22 protein-coding genes and 1 other annotated feature are annotated in these 18,374 nt (G+C 35.3%); of the genes, 1 reads left to right on the top strand and 21 read right to left on the bottom strand.

The window, feature by feature from the left end; translation table 11 throughout:
- Genes WKT09_RS00325 through WKT09_RS00315 form a run of 3 tightly spaced genes read right to left on the bottom strand, consistent with a single transcriptional unit; the run spans position 1 to position 2,939 of the window.
- Positions 1–327, bottom strand: coding sequence for a LapA family protein (locus tag WKT09_RS00325; protein WP_340414129.1), 327 nt, complete (start codon positions 325–327; stop codon positions 1–3).
- A 21-nt stretch (positions 328–348) separates the two neighbouring features.
- A complete protein-coding gene (gene secDF, locus WKT09_RS00320) occupies positions 349–2,610 on the bottom strand; it encodes a protein translocase subunit SecDF (protein WP_340414128.1) in 2,262 nt (753 codons plus the stop codon).
- A 32-nt stretch (positions 2,611–2,642) separates the two neighbouring features.
- Complete coding sequence (locus WKT09_RS00315) at positions 2,643–2,939, bottom strand: post-transcriptional regulator (protein ID WP_340414127.1); 297 nt, start codon at positions 2,937–2,939, stop codon at positions 2,643–2,645.
- A 64-nt stretch (positions 2,940–3,003) separates the two neighbouring features.
- Between WKT09_RS00315 and spoVB the strand changes: the two genes are divergently transcribed.
- Positions 3,004–4,581 (top strand): stage V sporulation protein B, encoded by a 1,578-nt coding sequence (gene spoVB / locus WKT09_RS00310; RefSeq protein ID WP_340414126.1) that lies wholly within the window; start codon positions 3,004–3,006, stop codon positions 4,579–4,581.
- A 91-nt stretch (positions 4,582–4,672) separates the two neighbouring features.
- On the opposite strand, the gene yajC is transcribed toward spoVB, so the two are convergent.
- From yajC to minC, 18 genes are all read right to left on the bottom strand, one after another.
- The gene (gene yajC, locus WKT09_RS00305; protein WP_340414125.1) at positions 4,673–4,930 is read right to left on the bottom strand and encodes a preprotein translocase subunit YajC; all 258 of its coding nucleotides are present in this window, start codon (positions 4,928–4,930) and stop codon (positions 4,673–4,675) included.
- A 14-nt stretch (positions 4,931–4,944) separates the two neighbouring features.
- A complete protein-coding gene (tgt, locus tag WKT09_RS00300; protein ID WP_340414124.1) occupies positions 4,945–6,081 on the bottom strand; it encodes a tRNA guanosine(34) transglycosylase Tgt in 1,137 nt (378 codons plus the stop codon).
- Position 6,082: 1 nt separating this feature from the next.
- Positions 6,083–7,141, bottom strand: coding sequence for a tRNA preQ1(34) S-adenosylmethionine ribosyltransferase-isomerase QueA (gene queA / locus WKT09_RS00295; protein WP_340414123.1), 1,059 nt, complete (start codon positions 7,139–7,141; stop codon positions 6,083–6,085).
- Between the two features lie 11 nt (positions 7,142–7,152).
- Positions 7,153–7,350, bottom strand: coding sequence for a DUF2905 domain-containing protein (locus WKT09_RS00290; protein WP_340414122.1), 198 nt, complete (start codon positions 7,348–7,350; stop codon positions 7,153–7,155).
- Between the two features lie 5 nt (positions 7,351–7,355).
- A complete protein-coding gene (gene ruvB, locus WKT09_RS00285; protein ID WP_340414121.1) occupies positions 7,356–8,348 on the bottom strand; it encodes a Holliday junction branch migration DNA helicase RuvB in 993 nt (330 codons plus the stop codon).
- A gap of 24 nt (positions 8,349–8,372) precedes the next feature.
- Entirely contained in the window at positions 8,373–8,969 is a 597-nt protein-coding gene (ruvA, locus tag WKT09_RS00280) for a Holliday junction branch migration protein RuvA (protein ID WP_340414120.1), read from the bottom strand.
- Positions 8,970–8,996: 27 nt separating this feature from the next.
- Complete coding sequence (locus WKT09_RS00275) at positions 8,997–9,728, bottom strand: YebC/PmpR family DNA-binding transcriptional regulator (protein ID WP_340414119.1); 732 nt, start codon at positions 9,726–9,728, stop codon at positions 8,997–8,999.
- Between the two features lie 78 nt (positions 9,729–9,806).
- Positions 9,807–10,547 (bottom strand): NAD(+) synthase, encoded by a 741-nt coding sequence (nadE, locus tag WKT09_RS00270; protein ID WP_340414118.1) that lies wholly within the window; start codon positions 10,545–10,547, stop codon positions 9,807–9,809.
- 142 nt (positions 10,548–10,689) lie between these two features.
- A complete protein-coding gene (safA, locus tag WKT09_RS00265; protein WP_340414117.1) occupies positions 10,690–11,370 on the bottom strand; it encodes a SafA/ExsA family spore coat assembly protein in 681 nt (226 codons plus the stop codon).
- Between the two features lie 149 nt (positions 11,371–11,519).
- Positions 11,520–12,389: a prephenate dehydratase gene (pheA, locus tag WKT09_RS00260; RefSeq protein ID WP_340414116.1), complete on the bottom strand. Its 870-nt coding sequence runs from the start codon at positions 12,387–12,389 to the stop codon at positions 11,520–11,522.
- Between the two features lie 99 nt (positions 12,390–12,488).
- Positions 12,489–13,760 (bottom strand): GTPase ObgE, encoded by a 1,272-nt coding sequence (gene obgE, locus WKT09_RS00255; RefSeq protein ID WP_340414115.1) that lies wholly within the window; start codon positions 13,758–13,760, stop codon positions 12,489–12,491.
- 125 nt (positions 13,761–13,885) lie between these two features.
- Entirely contained in the window at positions 13,886–14,176 is a 291-nt protein-coding gene (rpmA, locus tag WKT09_RS00250) for a 50S ribosomal protein L27 (protein WP_336267856.1), read from the bottom strand.
- A 13-nt stretch (positions 14,177–14,189) separates the two neighbouring features.
- The gene (locus WKT09_RS00245) at positions 14,190–14,519 is read right to left on the bottom strand and encodes a ribosomal-processing cysteine protease Prp (protein ID WP_340414114.1); all 330 of its coding nucleotides are present in this window, start codon (positions 14,517–14,519) and stop codon (positions 14,190–14,192) included.
- An 11-nt stretch (positions 14,520–14,530) separates the two neighbouring features.
- Positions 14,531–14,839 (bottom strand): 50S ribosomal protein L21, encoded by a 309-nt coding sequence (gene rplU, locus WKT09_RS00240; protein WP_340414113.1) that lies wholly within the window; start codon positions 14,837–14,839, stop codon positions 14,531–14,533.
- Positions 14,840–14,853: 14 nt separating this feature from the next.
- Positions 14,854–14,928: a sequence feature (ribosomal protein L21 leader region), on the bottom strand.
- A gap of 59 nt (positions 14,929–14,987) precedes the next feature.
- Entirely contained in the window at positions 14,988–15,821 is an 834-nt protein-coding gene (locus WKT09_RS00235; protein WP_340414112.1) for a site-2 protease family protein, read from the bottom strand.
- Complete coding sequence (locus tag WKT09_RS00230; protein WP_340414111.1) at positions 15,805–16,548, bottom strand: M23 family metallopeptidase; 744 nt, start codon at positions 16,546–16,548, stop codon at positions 15,805–15,807. Before WKT09_RS00230 ends, WKT09_RS00235 begins: the two co-directional genes overlap by 17 nt.
- 346 nt (positions 16,549–16,894) lie before the next feature.
- Complete coding sequence (gene minD / locus WKT09_RS00225; protein WP_340414110.1) at positions 16,895–17,692, bottom strand: septum site-determining protein MinD; 798 nt, start codon at positions 17,690–17,692, stop codon at positions 16,895–16,897.
- Positions 17,685–18,374, bottom strand: coding sequence for a septum site-determining protein MinC (minC, locus tag WKT09_RS00220; RefSeq protein ID WP_340414109.1), 690 nt, complete (start codon positions 18,372–18,374; stop codon positions 17,685–17,687). The genes minD and minC overlap by 8 nt, the downstream gene beginning before the upstream one ends.

Raw genomic sequence — 18,374 nt, 5'->3', positions numbered from 1 at the left:
TTACTTTAAGTCTTCATCTTGTGATGAACGGATAGATGTTTCTTCTTCCACATCTGTCGTAACATCAATAATTTCCTGTTCATTTCTCATTTGTAGTTGCGCTTCTAATTTTTTGATCTGTTTTTTTAGTTGAAAATGTTTTTTACTTGCAACCATCATCATTAGTAATCCACCAAGTAAAACAGAAAATAAAATAACAAAAATTAACGGGGATGAACCACTCCAAAATAAATAGTTTACCTCTACTTCATCAATATTTAAAACAGCAAATACGGAGATAATAATTGTAAAGACAATTGCTAAAATAACATATGTTTGACCTTTCATGAATCCATCACCTCTGCCTTATTATACTTGTGGACCTTCTATACGCTTTTTCTTTCTGAAATCGATTGGTTTTTCTTTTAAATTTCTGCCTCGTAACCATAACCATAATTGGGAAGCTAAGAATAAAGATGAGTAAGATCCAGCTATTAACCCAACAACTAATGCAATCGCAAATCCTGAAATCGATTCAGCACCTAAAATTAAGAAAGATAATACGGCAATTAATGTTGTCATTGTCGTATTAATACTACGCATAAATGTTTGAATTAAACTATCATTAATAATTTTTGCCAATTCATCTTTTGATTTAATTAATTTATTTTTCGCACGAATATTTTCCCGAATTCGATCGAATACGACAATCGTATTATTAATCGAATATCCAACAATGGTTAAAATTGCAGCGACGATTGTAACGTCAAATTCAATTTGGAAAATACTAAATATAACGAGCATGAAAAAGACATCATGTAACAGAGCAACAATTGCTGTAATCGAGAAATAAAACTCAAAACGCATTGTCACATAAATAATCATTCCAAGTGCCGCAATTGCTAATGCTTTAATGGCATTTTTCACTAATTCTTGTCCGACAATTGGAGAAACAACACTTACACTTGGCTCGTGTCCATACTTGTCCATGAAATAATTTTTCACTTCATTTATCTTTTCTTTATTTAATACAGAATCATATCGTACAACGGCTATTTCACCATTTTCTCCAGATGTAACAATAGATTTTGCTTCTAAATCTAATTCTTCCATCGCATCTTCTATGGATGTTGTCGAAATGGTTTCATCTGATAAAATTTCCACACGTGATCCACTTGTAAAATCAATGCCCGGATTTAATTGTAAGAACGATAAAGATGCAATCCCAATTATTAATAGTGAAATCGTCAAAGTGAAAATCTTTTTACGATGTTTCACAATATCGACACGACGATGAAAGATCGTTGGCTCTACTTCTTTGTTTTTACTAATATCTTGAATTTGATCTTTCTTAACACCGAACCAGCCTTTACGTTTCGTTAAGAAACCACTTTGAATCCATAGACTTAATAATAATCTAGTACCAAATACCGCTGTTAAGAAACTAATTAAAATACTAACAATTAACATCGTTGCGAATCCTTTAACAGAACTCGTACCAAAAATAAATAGAACTGCTGCAGCTAATAACGTCGTAATATTCGCATCTAAAATCGTAACGAGCGAGTTTTTTCCTCCAGCTTTAAAAGAAGCTACGACAGATTTACCTGCACGTAATTCTTCTTTAATCCGTTCAAATGTTAAGACGTTTGCATCTACAGCCATCCCAACACCGAGAATTAATGCTGCAATACCTGGTAATGTTAATACCCCATTCATTAATTGAAACACTAATAAAATTAAGTAGACATAGATGGTAATATTGATTCCAGCAATAAATCCTGGAAAACGATAAGTAACAATCATGTATAAGAAAATAATTGCTACACCAATAATTCCTGCAAATACCGTTTCATTTAATGCTTGCTCTCCAAATTGTGCCCCGACAGATGTGGAGTATAATTCTGTCATTTGCACTGGTAATGAGCCAGAGTTTATAATATCGGCAAGTCTTTGCGCTTCTTCTACTGTAAAGTCTCCTTCAATTTGTACACTAGTAGTATTCAATGTACTAGATACAGCAGGTGCCGAAATATATTTTGGGTTAGCTTTTCCTACCTCATCTAAAAATGCATCTTCTCCCTCTTGGAAGTCCATCCAGATGACGAGTAAGTTTTGTCCTTCCCCCATATTTTTAATCTTTGTCGTTACATCAGCAAATTTCTCTGCATCTTTTAATTGTAAAGTAACAATTGGTTGATTTGTATCTTGGTGAAAATCCTGTTTTGCACTACCTTCTTTAATATCCGAACCATTTAAATGTTCTTCATCATAAATATCTCTAAAGGATAATCTTGCTGAAGTAGATAACATTTCACGTGCTTCCTCTTGGTTATCTACACCAGCTAATTGCACACGAATTCGGTCATCTCCTTCAATATCTATGACCGTTTCACTAATCCCTAATCGGTTTACACGGTCATTTAATGTTTGGACTGTTCCTTCGAGTAAGGATTGATTTACCTCTTGACTTTCATCAATTGGTTCCACTTCATAGAGAATTTCAAATCCACCTTGTAAATCTAATCCTAAATTAATTTTTTTACTAATATCTGTTACAGTCGTTCCAATAATCGACATAAAAGCTACGACGATAATGAGAAACGCTATAATTCTACTTCTTTTCTTCATGCATTCATTTCCTCTCTTTAGGTATGCTTCGTTTACGATTGTTCATTGTTTGTAACTGCTTGAATCGATGCCATTAAATCACTATCATCCACTTTTAAAGCATTCACTGTAATGAAATTCATGTACGTACTAGCTGGAAGATGAAAAATATCTTGAACAATTTCATGTAAATATTTTTCTGGATTACTTTTCCATATTGTTTCCATTAAACAACGCCATAACTCATCAACGGTTATTTCGTTATACCCAATAAGTTTAAATTCAGATTCTTTACTTTTTAATGCTGGATAAACATGTTCTTTCCATTCACGTACATGTTTTCTTTCCATTGATAAACCCCTTTCTATGAAATCGATAATTTATGTCATTTATGTAAGGTTACAGAGCATATATATGATTATAATCGTATTTCTTCCTAATAGAAAGAAAGGTGAGGTTGTGACGAAACAATCTTTTCTATATGGCACAATTGTATTAATTGTTGCTAGTATGTTGACAAGGTTCCTTGGTTTTATCAACCGAATGATTACAGCAAGATTAATGGGTGAAGAAGGAATTGGGCTATATATGTTAGTAATGCCTACATTGTTCCTCCTATTAACTCTAACCCAAATAGGATTGCCGTTAGCGATCTCCAAAAATATTGCGGAGGCTTATGCAAAAAACGACGAAGGACGCATCCGAAAAATAATGACATATGCTTTCATTATTATAACATGTACGAGCATATTTTTTACTGTTTCACTCATAGTTTTTGCACCGGTCATTGCAACGTATTTATTAACAGATGAACGAACAGAATATTTATTGTATGCATTGGCTCCGGCTATTCCAATTATCGCATTTTCTTCATTATTTAAAGGATATTTTCAAGGGTTACAAAATATGAAACCACAAAGTATTGGATTAGTAATTGAACAAATAGTCCGTATTGGTTTCGTATATGTTGCCATCCACTATTTTATCCAGTTTGGAATTGTACATGCTGCAGTAAGTGCAGTTGTATCTATTACAATTGGCGAAATTGCTTCATTCCTATTTCTTTATTACCAATATAAAAAATTTCAAGTAAAGAAAACACAAGCGAAGCAATCATCACATATATTAAGTAGTTTACTAACGATTGCTTTACCACATACGACAAGTAAATTAGTACAATCCTTTTCTAATTTTTTAGAACCTATCTTCGTGACAAAAAGCTTAAAAGTAGCTGGCTATAGTACAGTTGAAGCAACGAAACAATATGGTGAATTAACCGGTTTTGTCATGCCACTTTTGTTTTTACCAACATTTATAACGAATTCTATCTCTGTTGCATTATTACCATCTGTTTCTATGCTACAAACACGAAATGAACAAAAAGTATTATTTGAACGAATGGAACAAGCAATTCGATTTTCATTTTTATCTGGTGCCGTTGCAACCATTATTTTTATGTTGTTTGCCAATCCTATTTTAACATATATATATGGTACAAGTAATGCAAGTCTATTTGTAAAAATGATGGCACCGTTTTTTCTATGTCTTTATATACATACACCATTACAAACCATTCTTATATCACTTAATTATGCTCGAGAAGTGATGTGGAATAATATTTTAGGGGCAATTGTAAAATTTTCTATATTAATTGTTTTTACGTCCCATTCGGCATTTGGAATTTATGGCGTCGTCATCGCCCTTAATACGTACGTTCTCTTTGTTATGTGTTTACATTTTTTACTGTTGTACCGTCGAACAAAGTTTTTTCTTCCTTTTAAAAATGTGTTCCGATTAGTTTTATTATTCATTAGTACCTATGCTGTCGCCTATATGTTGAAAACATATATCATCATTGATGGAATCTTTATGTTTATGATGTTATTAGGTCTAATTATTTGTATATATACTATCTTTATTTTTCTTTTCCGCTGTATTACTAAAGAGGAATGGATACAATTTAAAAAGATTTTATGGAAAAGTAATGGATAGCTTTATCATTCATTAGCTGTATAAATGAATGGACACAAAAAAACATTTCATCTATATTTTGATGAAATGTTTTTTTTCGATGTATGTACAATTAGTCTACTTTTACTTCGCGAATAGCAGCACGATCAAATGTTAATCGAGCATCATTTGATTTAATAATGACTTTTCCTTCGTCGATCGCATCGATGATACCATGAAGCCCACCGATTGTCACAATTGAATCGCCTTTTTGTAAATTATCTTGCATTTCTCTTACTTGTTTCTGTCGCTTCTGTTGTGGACGAATTAATAAGAAATAAAAGATAACGAACATTAAAATAATTGGTGATAGTGATATTAATTGCTCCATTATGTCCCTCCTCCCTAAAAGTTTTTCGGTTTATCTTTGTTGAACCCATATTGTTCAAAAAAGATTTCTTTAAATGTTCCAAGTCGGTCCTCTCGAATAGCTTCTCTGACTTGCTCCATTAATTTTAACAGAAAATAAAGGTTATGATAAGTAGTAAGCCTAAATCCGAATATTTCATTCGTATTAATTAGATGACGAATGTATGCACGAGAATAATTTTTACATGTGTAACAGTCACAATTTTCATCAATTGGCGAGAAATCACGTGCATATTTAGCGTTTCGAACGACTAAACGACCGTTAGACGTCATACATGTACCATTACGAGCAATTCTCGTCGGTAAAACACAGTCAAACATATCAATGCCACGTAATGCTCCCTCAATTAAGGAATCAGGTGAACCAACCCCCATTAAATAACGTGGCTTATTGGAAGGCATGAATGGGATGGTTTCTTCAAGCACTTGATTCATAATATGTTTCGGTTCACCGACAGATAACCCTCCAATTGCATATCCTGGGAAATCTAGTGATGTTAGATCTTCTGCACTACGTTTACGAAGGTCTGCATATTCTCCCCCTTGGATAATGCCAAATAATCCTTGGTCTTGTGGACGTTTATGTGCCTCTAAACAACGTGCTGCCCAACGTGATGTACGTGCAACAGATTTTTCCATATACTCATAAGTTGCGGGATATGGTGGACATTCATCTAACACCATCATAATGTCTGGGCCGAGGTCATTTTGTACTTGCATCGCTTTTTCAGGAGAGAAAAATAATTTTTCCCCACTTAAATGGTGTCTAAAATGAACTCCTTCTTCCTGAATATCCCGAATTTTACTTAAGCTAAATACTTGGAACCCACCAGAATCCGTTAAAATCGGTCTATCCCAATTCATAAATCGATGTAGGCCCCCTGCTTCTTTTACGATATCCTCTCCAGGACGTAACCATAAATGATACGTATTAGAAAGAATGATTTGTGCATCCATCTGTTTTAATTCTTCTGGACTCATTGTTTTAACTGTAGCTAATGTTCCTACAGGCATAAACATCGGTGTATCAAACGTACCATGTGGCGTATGGACTTTACCAAGTCTAGCACCAGTTTGTTTACACGTTTTAATTAATTCATACGTAATTGCCATTTTATTTGTCATCCTTTTTATCTTTTTCACTTGGCAAAATAAACATTGCATCTCCAAAGCTAAAAAAACGATATGATTGCTGGATCGCTTCTTCATATGCATTGAAAATTAGTTCTTTTCCTGCTAATGCACTAATTAATAATAAAAGTGTTGATTTGGGCAAATGGAAATTCGTGATTAATCCATCTATTGCTTTATACGTATATGGTGGATAAATATAAATATTCGTCCATCCCGTCTCTTCGACAAATTTTCCATCATGTGCATGTGCAATCGTCTCTAACACCCTCGTTGATGTTGTACCTACCGAAATGATTCGCCCATTTGTTGCTTTCACATGATTTAATGTTTCAGCTGCTTCTTTGGACATATGGTAATATTCACTATGCATATCATGTTCTTCAATTTCATGAACTGTCACTGGTCGGAATGTTCCAAGCCCGACATGTAACGTAACATAAACGATATGGATTCCTTTTGCCTTTATTTCTTCTAATAATTCTTTTGTAAAATGTAAACCAGCTGTTGGTGCCGCTGCTGATCCTTCTTCTTTTGCATACACCGTTTGGTAGCGATCATCATCTTGTAACTGTTCTTTTATATATGGCGGTAAGGGCATTTCTCCTAATTCATTTAATATTTCAAGAAAAATCCCTTCATACGTAAGGCGTAATACACGAGCCCCTTCTTGTTTTTCCTCGATACAAGTTGCAACAAGTTTTCCATCACCAAAAGAAATCTTTGTACCAACCTTTACTTTACGAGCCGGTTTTACAAGTGCTTCCCATTCATTGTTATCATTTTCATGTAATAGTAACACTTCGATTTTAGCAAATGTTTCTTCTTTCACCCCAAATAATCGAACTGGAATTACTTTAGAGTTGTTTAATACTAAACAATCCCCACTTTTCAAGTAATCTGTCACATGTTTAAAATGATCATGTACCATTTCTCCTGTATCTTTATTCAACACAAGCAGTTTCGACGATGTGCGATCCTTTAATGGTGTTTGTGCAATTAAATGTTCTGGTAAATAATAATTATATGATTCAATATCCATGTTTTTAACTCCTATTTAAAACGTGAAAAGATAGCGAACAACAACGATAAGATAACCGATACGACGATAGATGTCATAATAGGAAAATGAAAAGATACATTAGCTTTTTTAAACGATATATCTCCTGGTAACTTCCCAATCCATGTCCAAATAACACCAATTATAATAAAGACAATCCCTATTAAAATAAACATTTTTCCAAATTGCATCGAATTCACCTTTTTATTCCAAAATGTTCATATGCTTTTCCAGTAACTATACGCCCTCTCGGTGTTCGTTGGATAAAGCCGATCTGTAATAAGTATGGTTCGTATACTTCTTCAATTGTTTGTGATTCCTCACCAATTGTTGCTGCAATTGTATCTAAACCGACAGGTCCACCTTGAAAATCTTGGATGATACCTTGTAAAAATTTATGGTCTATATGATCGAGTCCAACATCATCCACTTGCAACATTTCTAGTGCCCTTTTTGTTGTTTTTAATGAGATTTCTTCTTCCCCACTAACTTGTGAAATATCTCGGATACGTTTTAATAAACGATTCGCAATTCGTGGAGTCCCACGAGAACGTCCAGCTATTTCTAATGCCGCTTCTTTTTCGATAGGCATTTGGAAAATAGATGCGGTTCGTTCAATAATTTCACATAAGTCATCCCGTTCGTAATATTCTAATCGACATAATACACCAAAACGATCACGTAATGGTGCCGTTAAAAGTCCTGCACGTGTCGTCGCTCCAATTAATGTAAATGGTGGTAAATCGATACGAACAGACCTAGCACTTGGCCCTTGACCAATCACAATATCTAAAAAATAATCTTCCATTGCTGGGTATAATACTTCTTCAATCGCACGCGGGATTCGATGTACTTCATCGATAAATAATACATCTCCCGGTTCAAGAGAAGACAAAATAGCGGCTAAATCACCTGAACGTTCTATTGCTGGTCCAGATGTTGCACGAAATTGTACACCCATTTCATTGGCAATGATGGCAGCTAATGTTGTTTTTCCAAGTCCTGGTGGACCATATAATAATACATGGTCTAACGCTTCTTCACGCATTTTTGCTGCTTGAATAAATATGTCTAAATTTTCTTTTACTTTATGCTGACCAATATATTCTGCTAGCATGGTAGGACGTAATGATAATTCTACTAGTTTGTCATCTTCATTTTGTTCGCCAGTTACAATACGGTCTTCCATCACGATCCCCTTTCCTAGCTTACATTAATTTTTCACAAATAATGCTAATGCTTTTCGAATAAGTTCATCTGTTTCCGTTATGTTCTCTTTTTTCAACTGTGACATCACATGGTTAATTTCTTTATCCGTATATCCTAATGCTTTCAATGCCTCTTTCGCTTCTGAAATGTGAGCAGAAGATGTAGGTGATACGGTCGTTGTCGTTTCTTCCATAGAGAACACAGCCGTTAATTTGCCTTTTAAATCTAAAATAATTTGTCTAGCTGTCTTCTTTCCTACACCAGGAAATTTCGTTAAGTATTTTTCATCTTCCTGTTCAATCGCCGTGATAAATTCATTTACATCTGCATTCCCCAAAATAGCGACAGCACTTCTAGGACCGATACCTGAAACAGAAATTAATTTAGTAAATAAATATTTTTCCTCTTCATCTTTAAATCCATACAAAGTTTGATTATCTTCCCGCACATGATGATACGTAAAAATAAATAATTCCTTTTGTAAAGAATTTTGGTAAATGAATGGATTGGGACATACGATTTCATAGCCAATGCCACCTACATCAACGATAATCGATTCGTCTAATATAAACGCTAATTGTCCTTTAATATAAGCAATCATGAAATTCCCCTTTATACGAGCAAGTCATCATTCAGTTTCTTCTAAATTGTGATGCACATCTTGCACGTCTTCATTTTCTTCTAACATGTCAATCATTTGCATCATCTTCTCTTTAGCGTCACCATCTAATGCAGTATATGTTTGTGGAATCAGTGTAATTTCCGCTTCTTCAATATCATATCCTGCTTCACGTAAATGGTCATTTACCTCTTGAAATGCATCTGGTGTCGTATAAATTTCATATACACCTTCTTCGACTTCAATATCATCTGCTCCTGCATCAATAGCTTCCAAAGTTAATTCATCTTCATCTATTTTTTCTTCTTTATCTACAATAACAATATACCCTTTACGATCAAACATAAATGATACGCAACCCGTTTCTCCTAAGTTACCACCATGTTTACTAAAGGCATGGCGTACTTCTGATGCTGTACGGTTTCGGTTATCTGTAAGTGCATGTACAATAACAGCAATTCCGTTTGGTCCGTATCCTTCATATGTTACTTCTTCAAAGTTCGCCCCATCGAGCATACCTGTCGCTTTTTTAATTGCACGATCAATATTATCATTTGGCATATTATCTGCTTTTGCCTTTTCAATTGCCGTACGAAGTGGTGGGTTCATTTCTGGATCGCCACCACCCATTTTTGCTGCCGTATATATTAATTTTGCATGACGCATAAATATTTTTCCTCGTTTTGCGTCTTGTGCACCTTTTCTTCTTTGAATATTATGCCATTTTGAATGTCCAGCCATGTTCCTGTCCCCTTTCTCGCTTGGACTAAAATCCTTTTACAGTATAGCAAAATTATGCCAGTAAAGAAAGAATGTACCTTATTTTAAACGTAATTGTGTTGCAATGTTCCGCTTATGTTCTGTGCGTGCATGTAATCGTTCAATGATCGCTTTATCTTTTTCAGGGATTTCTTCCCCTTCTAAATAAGCATCAATATGTGCGTATGTGGTCCCCATTTCTTCTTCATCGGTTTGTCCTATCCAAAGATCTGCACTTGGATTTTTCTCAATGACCTCCACTGGTACATGTAAGAAGTGTGCAAGTTCACGAACTTCTTGTTTCGTTAAATCAACAATCGGTTGTAAATCGACTCCACCATCCCCATATTTCGTGAAATATCCTGTAAACCATTCAGCCATATTATCTGTTCCGACGACTAAATAATTGTAATTATTTGCAATAGTATACAATGTACTCATTCGGAGACGGGCACGTAAATTTGCATCTGCAATACGAGCATTCTTTTCATGCCACTCACTAACGCGATTTACTTCCTGTTGAATCGTTTCGATCATTAAAGCATGTGTCGCCGTTAAGTCAACATTCATGGATGTAATATGACAAGCTTGTACAACTGCTTGTGCATCTTTTAAGTCTGTTGGATTACTATTAATCGGCATAATGACACCAAGTGAATCATTCGGAAATGCGCGTTTAATTAAGTTTGCAACTACCCCCGAATCTAGGCCACCACTAACACCGACAACTAATCCATTCGCATTGGCTTGCTCTACTTGATCTTGTAGCCATACCGTTATTTTTTCAACAATTTGTTCCATCTACCTCATCCTTTAATATATTCGTATGGTAGAAAAGGGATATACATCTATTTTCTATCCCTTTTCCTACATTAAATATGCTTACTATTATGTTATATTATACACATAATGTGCGGTATCTTGAATTATTACAGTTTCCCCATTACGTCAAACGATAATGGCCACCTTCATGAAAATACGTATCATTTCTAAATGACTCGAATTGCCCTATATTTTCTCTTTGCATGTTATTTGGGATTGGATCTCTTTGATGTTCACCATGTTCGATCTGCGTATGATCATGTATGTTATTTTTTATTTCACTTAAATTTTCTTTATGATGTTTACAACAGCAACAATAGTAAACAATTGTATCCGGTCTTCTTTCATGAAAATCGGTTTGTCTTGTCTGGTTCGGCTCCACCATACGGTTTTCTACTTGATTTGGCATAGGCATCTCAGATCTTCGGTTGTCATCTCGTTCGGGAACTCGTGGTGCTACAACTCGTGGTTCCCCTAAAGGCCTATTTTGTGGCACATTTGATTGCAACTCATTTTCCCTTTCCATCGAGCGAGGTCTTTGTCGTTCATCATGTTCTACATCTTGCATCGGTCGAAAATTCCTATGTTCCATCTCACTTCTTTCTTCTTCTTTCAATCTCTCTTGTTGTTCGTTTGGATGAATGGGCATCATTTTAGAAGGAATTTGAATTTTCATTCCTGGAAGCATCATCTCAGGATCGGCAATTTGTGGATTCGCTTGAATTAACGTATCCAAATCTACCCCATACTGTTTAGAAAGTTGATATAACGTATCACCTTTTTGGACGATATGAATTTGCATGAACATTCTCCTTTGTATCATAGTCTATAACAACGTATGCAAAAATCATGTCCTACGTGCCCAGAAATACTCCTCTTCTTTCTTCAAAGAAAAACGTCCATAGCATATAGCACGATGAAAGTGCCTATATGTATATGGACGTAATATCATCATATAGTTGGAACTGATGATTTAAATTGATATACAGGATATGTTCCTAATACTGTCACTTTACAATCTAAAGCGGTTAATTCTCCGATGACACCTGGAAATAAAGCATCATCATAAGGTTCGTCAACATCAATTAAGAAAAAGTAATTCCCTAATCCTGTTTTCATCGGGCGTGATTCAATTTTGGATAAGTTCATCTTTCTCCAAGCAAATGCAGATAACACTTGATGTAAAACTCCCGCACGGTCTTCAGGTAAAGTTACTAAAATACTCGTTCTTTCTAGTTTTTTCTCATAGTTAATATTTATTCCTGTTTCATCTTTCGTTAAAACGATGAAACGTGTATGGTTATTCGGGAAATCGTGAATATTTTCCTTTAATACGGTTAAATCATATTCTTTTGCAGCGAGTAAATTTCCAATTGCTGCAATTGGACGGCCATTTTCACTTACCAATTCGGCAGCACTTGCTGTTGAATTCGTATAATGAATGGATGCATTTTTTAAATTTTTATGGATGAATTGCTGACATTGTGCAATTGCATGACGATGTGAGTGTACTTCTTCGATATCATTCAAACTACGATCAAAACTTTTATGCACGAGTAAATTTTGTTCGATTGGCACGACTAACTCTGCTACGATTGGTAAACGGACTTGATGTACTAAATAATCAATCGATAAATGTACCGTTCCTTCAATCGCATTTTCAATCGGTATGACACCGATGTCGATTTCTCCTTCCTCTACTGCATCAATGACTTGTGGGATTGTTTTATAGGCAATCTTTTCATCCCCATTAAATGCTAAGTCTGCCGCTATTTTTGTAAATGTTCCTCTAGGTCCTAAATATCCAATTTTCCCTGTCAATTCACTTCGCTCCGTTCTATTTTCCGATATTCATAAAGTTGTATCTATTTTCTAAATATTTACACATATAATATACATACTTTAACAAATGGAATAGAACTAATCAATAAATTCAAATTCAAAATCTAATAATCTTACTGTATCGCCATCCTGTGCCCCACGTTTTCGTAACTCATTATCCACACCCATATGACGTAATTGTCTTGCAAACCGTTTCACACCTTCATCTGTCGTAAAGTCTGTCATCTTAAATAACTTTTCAATTTCATTCCCTTGTAAGACAAAGGCACCATCATCATCACGACTTACTGTGAACGGTTTTTCTTGTGGTTTCGGTTCAATAACAACTGTATCTTCTATCACTGCCGTATGTTTCGGTATTGTATCTAAAGTATCGGCAATCTTATATAATAAGACATCTAATCCTTTTCGTGTAAAGGATGAAATGGGAATAACCTCGATATCAGCACCAATTTTTTCTCTAAATTCTTCTAAATTTTTCTCCGCTTCTGGCATATCCATTTTATTCGCTACAATGATTTGTTTTTTCTCCATTAATACGTCATCATATTGTTTTAACTCTTCATTAATTTTTACATAATCATCATATGGATTACGCCCTTCCATACTTGCCATATCGATTAAATGAACAATCAATCTCGTACGTTCTACATGTCGTAAAAATTGATGACCTAAGCCAACACCTTCGTGTGCTCCCTCAATTAACCCTGGTAAATCAGCCATAACAAAACTACGCCCATCATCTGTGTCCACAACACCTAAATTAGGGGACAGTGTCGTAAAATGGTAATCGGCAATTTTCGGACGTGCAGCACTGACGACAGATAATAATGTAGATTTCCCAACACTTGGAAAACCAACAAGCCCCACATCTGCAATCACCTTTAGCTCGACACGGATATTACGTTCTTCCCCTGGTTCACCGTTTTCCGAAAGTGTCGGTGCAGGATTTTTCGATGTGGCAAAACGAATATTTCCACGACCTCCACGACCTCCTTTCGCAATAACAGCACGTTGTCCATGTTCTGTTAAATCTGCTATCAATTCATTTGTATCTTCATCATATACAACCGTTCCCGGTGGAACCGGAACGACTAAAGGTTCTGTATTTCTTCCATGTTTACTTTTACTCATGCCATTTTCGCCACGTTCTGCTTTGAAATGACGATTATAACGAAAATCTATCAACGTATTAATTCCTTCATCTACTTCGAAAATGACGTCTCCACCATTTCCTCCATCTCCTCCAGCTGGTCCACCTTTTGGTACATATTTTTCACGACGGAAAGCAGCCATCCCGTTCCCACCGTCACCAGCTTTTACATAGACGGATACTTGATCGATAAACATATATTTCACCTCATTATATTCTCTTTCTTGCCATGTCTCGTACAAAGTATACCAAATTGTCTAATGGATGATAATAATATCAAAGAAAAAACTCCAATCTAAATTGATTGGAGTTTTTTTATCATTTACGCTTCAACAGATTCAGGATATACGCTAACTTTTTTACGGTCACGTCCGTAACGTTCGAAACGTACAACCCCGTCTACTTTAGCGAATAAAGTATCGTCTTTTCCGCGTCCAACGTTTTCACCCGGATAGATTTTCGTGCCACGTTGACGGTATAAGATTGATCCGCCTGTAACAAACTGACCGTCTGCACGTTTAGCACCTAAACGTTTAGCTTCAGAATCACGTCCGTTACGAGTAGAACCTGCTCCTTTTTTCTGTGCGAAAAACTGTAAATCTAATGTTAACATGTAAGGCACCCCCTTACTCTAGTATAATTTTTATAAATTCACCATATTGTCGTTCTATCGTTTTTAAAGATTCGATCATCGCTTCTAAAATAATATTCGCCTTTTCTAATCGTTCTCCAGTTAAAGAATTTGGTAATTCAACGTATAAATAACCGCCTTCTCCATGCTGATCAACGATTAATTCCGTTTCGCATAAAGCAGATACCGCATTTACGGAACCAAAGGAAACGGCCGACACAGCAGCACATACTAAATCGTAGCCGTATGGTCCACTATTTGCATGCCCACTTATTTCAAATGCATGGATCGTATCATTATATTTTGATATGACAACTTTTATCATACTTAAAATCCTTAAGCGTTAATTTTTTGCACTACTAATTTCGTGTATGGTTGACGATGCCCTTGTTTACGGCTGTAGTTTTTCTTAGGCTTATATTTGAAAACAGTAATCTTCTTTTGACGACCTTGTTTTTCAACTTTTGCCTCAACAGTAGCTCCTTCTACGTATGGAGCACCTACTTTAACATCTTCTCCACCAACGAATAATACTTTGTCAAATGTAACTGTTTCTTCTACGTCAGCATCAACTTTCTCAACGTAAATTACTTCCCCTTCAGCTACTTTAACTTGTTTACCACCAGTTTCAATAATTGCGTACATTCTCTTGCACCTCCTATTAGACTAAGACTCGCCATGCAGGTACTTTCTTTTAAAAGTTTAAAACCTGATCTGTGCGGTTGTAGCAATGGTGCTACAAATACATAACATAAAGATAATAGCATATTTCATTTATACTTGTCAACACCATTCATCCTTTATTTTTTAGCCATTGAAAGATGGTCATATGATATCCTCTAGAATCGAAAAAAGCATCTATTATTTCACGTTCTTCTACGATCAATTCATCGCTCATGTGAAATTGCGTTTGTTTTTCTTTATACAATTTTTTAATAAGTGTTTTGATTTGGTCCTCATGTTGACAATGGATTAATTTCCTCCGTTCATTGACTCTTTTTTTCTGCATCAGAAAACGAAGAAATTGAAAATGTCTTTCCCGAAACATACGTACATTTTCAAGGAACAGAAATATAGTGAGTAAAAGTACGGTTAAATGAAAATGGTACATATAGTAATACATCATATATAAGAGGGCGAGTAGCAATAGTGAAAATAGAACGATGAGTTGATAGGCAAAGTAGTACGGTAATTTTTTTAAAACGATATAAAACAACATTCTTCCCCCATCTAACGGCATGATAGGTAATAAGTTAAATACGCATAAAAGAAGATTAAAATAATGAATTTCTAAAAGGAGGGATGCGGGTACAATTGGAAATAAAGCTATTATGTTTAAAAAGAGAAATATAAATGCATGTTGAATTGGTCCCGCAAGTGTAACGATCATACATTCATTTATCGGTCGATTCATCCATTCTGTCGTCTCCATCACACCACCAAAAAAATGAAAGGAAACAGTTGGAATGTCCCATTTATAATATTTCGCAGCAATAACATGTCCTAATTCATGTATACATACAATCAAACTAACAATGAAAAATTGTACAAACATCCCAGTAAAAATACTAATAATGAAAAGAAATATAAAAACTGGATGAATGGATATGTTACGGGCTATCGTCAACTTGAATTACCTCTAAAGGATCCATATATGTATTATTTTTTTCCATTTGTACATATACTTCTTTTGCTTTACTTGCTTTGCCAATCCTATCTCCAGCTTCAACGGTTTCATAAATGTGTACATCAATATCTTTTAACTGCCCATAAGTCGTTGTACTATTATTGGCATGTTGAACAACAATCGTTTTCCCATAGTCTTTATCGTTTCCAGCAAAAATAATAACCCCACGCTGCATCGCATTTACGTTTTCCTCGTTTGTCGCAAGCACCGTCATTCCTTGTCCATTAGTTGAAAAAGTTTCAATCACTTCATTTTCTGTTAAAAAATTTCCCGACTCTGTTTCGTCTTTCATATGTTTTGTTGGGATTATTGCGAGAGGACTTCCAAAATTCGATACATACCATTCATTTACTTTTGCAAATGGAAATTCTTCTTTCATCCCATTATGTACAAATTGTGCCACCGGTTGAAAAAATGGAATGTTCGTCTGTAACAAAAAAGCACTTAATAAAAACAGTGTCATTGCACCAGCGAACGATCGAAATAACCGTTGACGGCGAAACATATGCTTGTTTGCCATCGGTGGAACATCGACATTACCATCATAAGATTCTTCTAACGTTGGTAAAATTGGCATCTGTTTTCGTTCATCACGTTGTACTTGTACACGTCGCATCCCTTTTCGTTTTTTTATTCCTCTTCGAATTTCTTTAATTCGCTTGTCCATACCGTTTCATCCTTTACCTAATTTGTTATCTTACTATATGCAAACGGATGGACACATATGAATTTAAAAAGTGTGGTATAAACTAAAAAAATAATTTCTTACGCTAAAATGATTGGCAACCAAACATATTGATATAACGAATATGATGAAACAATAAAACGAAAAGGTTGTATCCCTGTTATTCACTTAAGTTCGTACTTCCTATTCGTCTAATTGATCATGATGCCAGGGAATTTTTTCTTCTCTAACATTATATGGTATCGAGCCAAAAAAGGAGTCCCAGTAAAAATTACTGACACTCCTTTTCGCTCATTCGCTTTTGTCCAAGCCTTGTCATACATATTTTCTATGACTTAAAGCCAAACAAACTTTTCATTTTTTGGAACATTCCTTTGTTCTCCTCCAATGTTTGAAGGGGAACCGATTCTCCTAAAATACGACGTGCAATATTGCGATATGCAATCGAAGCCTTGTTGTCATTTTTCAATGCGACAGGCTCTCCATCATTGGACGCTTTTATGACATCGTCACTATCGATGACAATTCCTAATAGGTCGATCGACAACACTTGAATAACATCATCAATATCAAGCATATCGCCATCTTTCATCATATGATTACGAATACGATTAATAATCAATTGTGGCCGTTCCATTTCACGCTGTTCAATTAAACCGATAATACGATCAGCATCTCGTACACTGGATTTTTCAGGTGTTGTCACAACAATAGCTTTATCTGCACCTGCAATGGCATTTTTAAATCCTTGCTCAATTCCAGCAGGACAATCAATGATGATATAATCATAATCTTGTTTTAATTCCGCAATAATTTTTAACATTCCTTCTTCTGTAACAGCAGATTTATCACTCGTTTGCGCTGCTGGTAACAACGAAAGATGTGAAAAGCGTTTATCTTGAATTAACGCTTGTTGTAGACGACATCTCTCTTCAATGACATCCACAATATCGTAAATAATTCTATTTTCAAGCCCCATAATGACATCCAAATTACGTAAACCGATATCTGTATCAATGAGACACACCTTTTTATCCATCAATGCAAGGGCAGTTCCAACGTTTGCGGTTGTCGTCGACTTTCCGACGCCACCCTTTCCAGATGTAATAACAATCGCTTCACCCATCATACATTCCCCCTTTTAATTTACGCAATTTTCTCTGTACGTAAGGTAATACTTGTAAGCGGTCAATTACAATTTTTTCATTTTCTTTATCCAAATAGCCGCACTCCATATAAACCCCTTCTGTCTCGTAATCAGGGGCACGACTTATGTATTGTGATATGCGCAATTGATTTGGGTTCATATATGAGGCTGCAATGACAGCTTCATCGTTTCCCTTTGTTCCTGCATGTGCAATCCCATGTAATTTTCCTAATATGTAAATATCCCCTGTTGCACGAACTTCACCGCCCGGATTCACATCTCCAATTAAAAGTAAATCACCTTCAATATCAAGAATTTGTCCCGAACGAACGATTTGCGATATCGATTTTAAAGAGTGTTCTTCAAACCATTGTTTTGCTTTTTCACGGCTAATAACTTTGGAGTCAAATTTTTCTACATAGAAATGATTGTCTTTTTCAACCATTTCACGTAACTGCTTTTTTTGTTCAGGTGAAACATGACGATATCCCAATTGTAATGTCACATTTGCAGCTTTTTCCTGTTGGTCTGTATGAGGAACAGATGCTAACACTTCTTCTAGTTGAAGTATAACATCTTGGTAACTTGCTTCATCATTAATATGAAAAATTAAACCATCTTTTGTTCCTTTAATTGAAATAATTTGATTGTCATTTTGCAT

This window comes from Pseudogracilibacillus sp. ICA-222130 (assembly GCF_037892545.1).
Taxonomy (GTDB): Bacteria; Bacillota; Bacilli; order Bacillales; family Amphibacillaceae; genus Pseudogracilibacillus.
The sequence above is the reverse complement of the archived record's forward strand: the minus strand, read 5'-3'. Positions and strand labels throughout refer to the sequence as shown.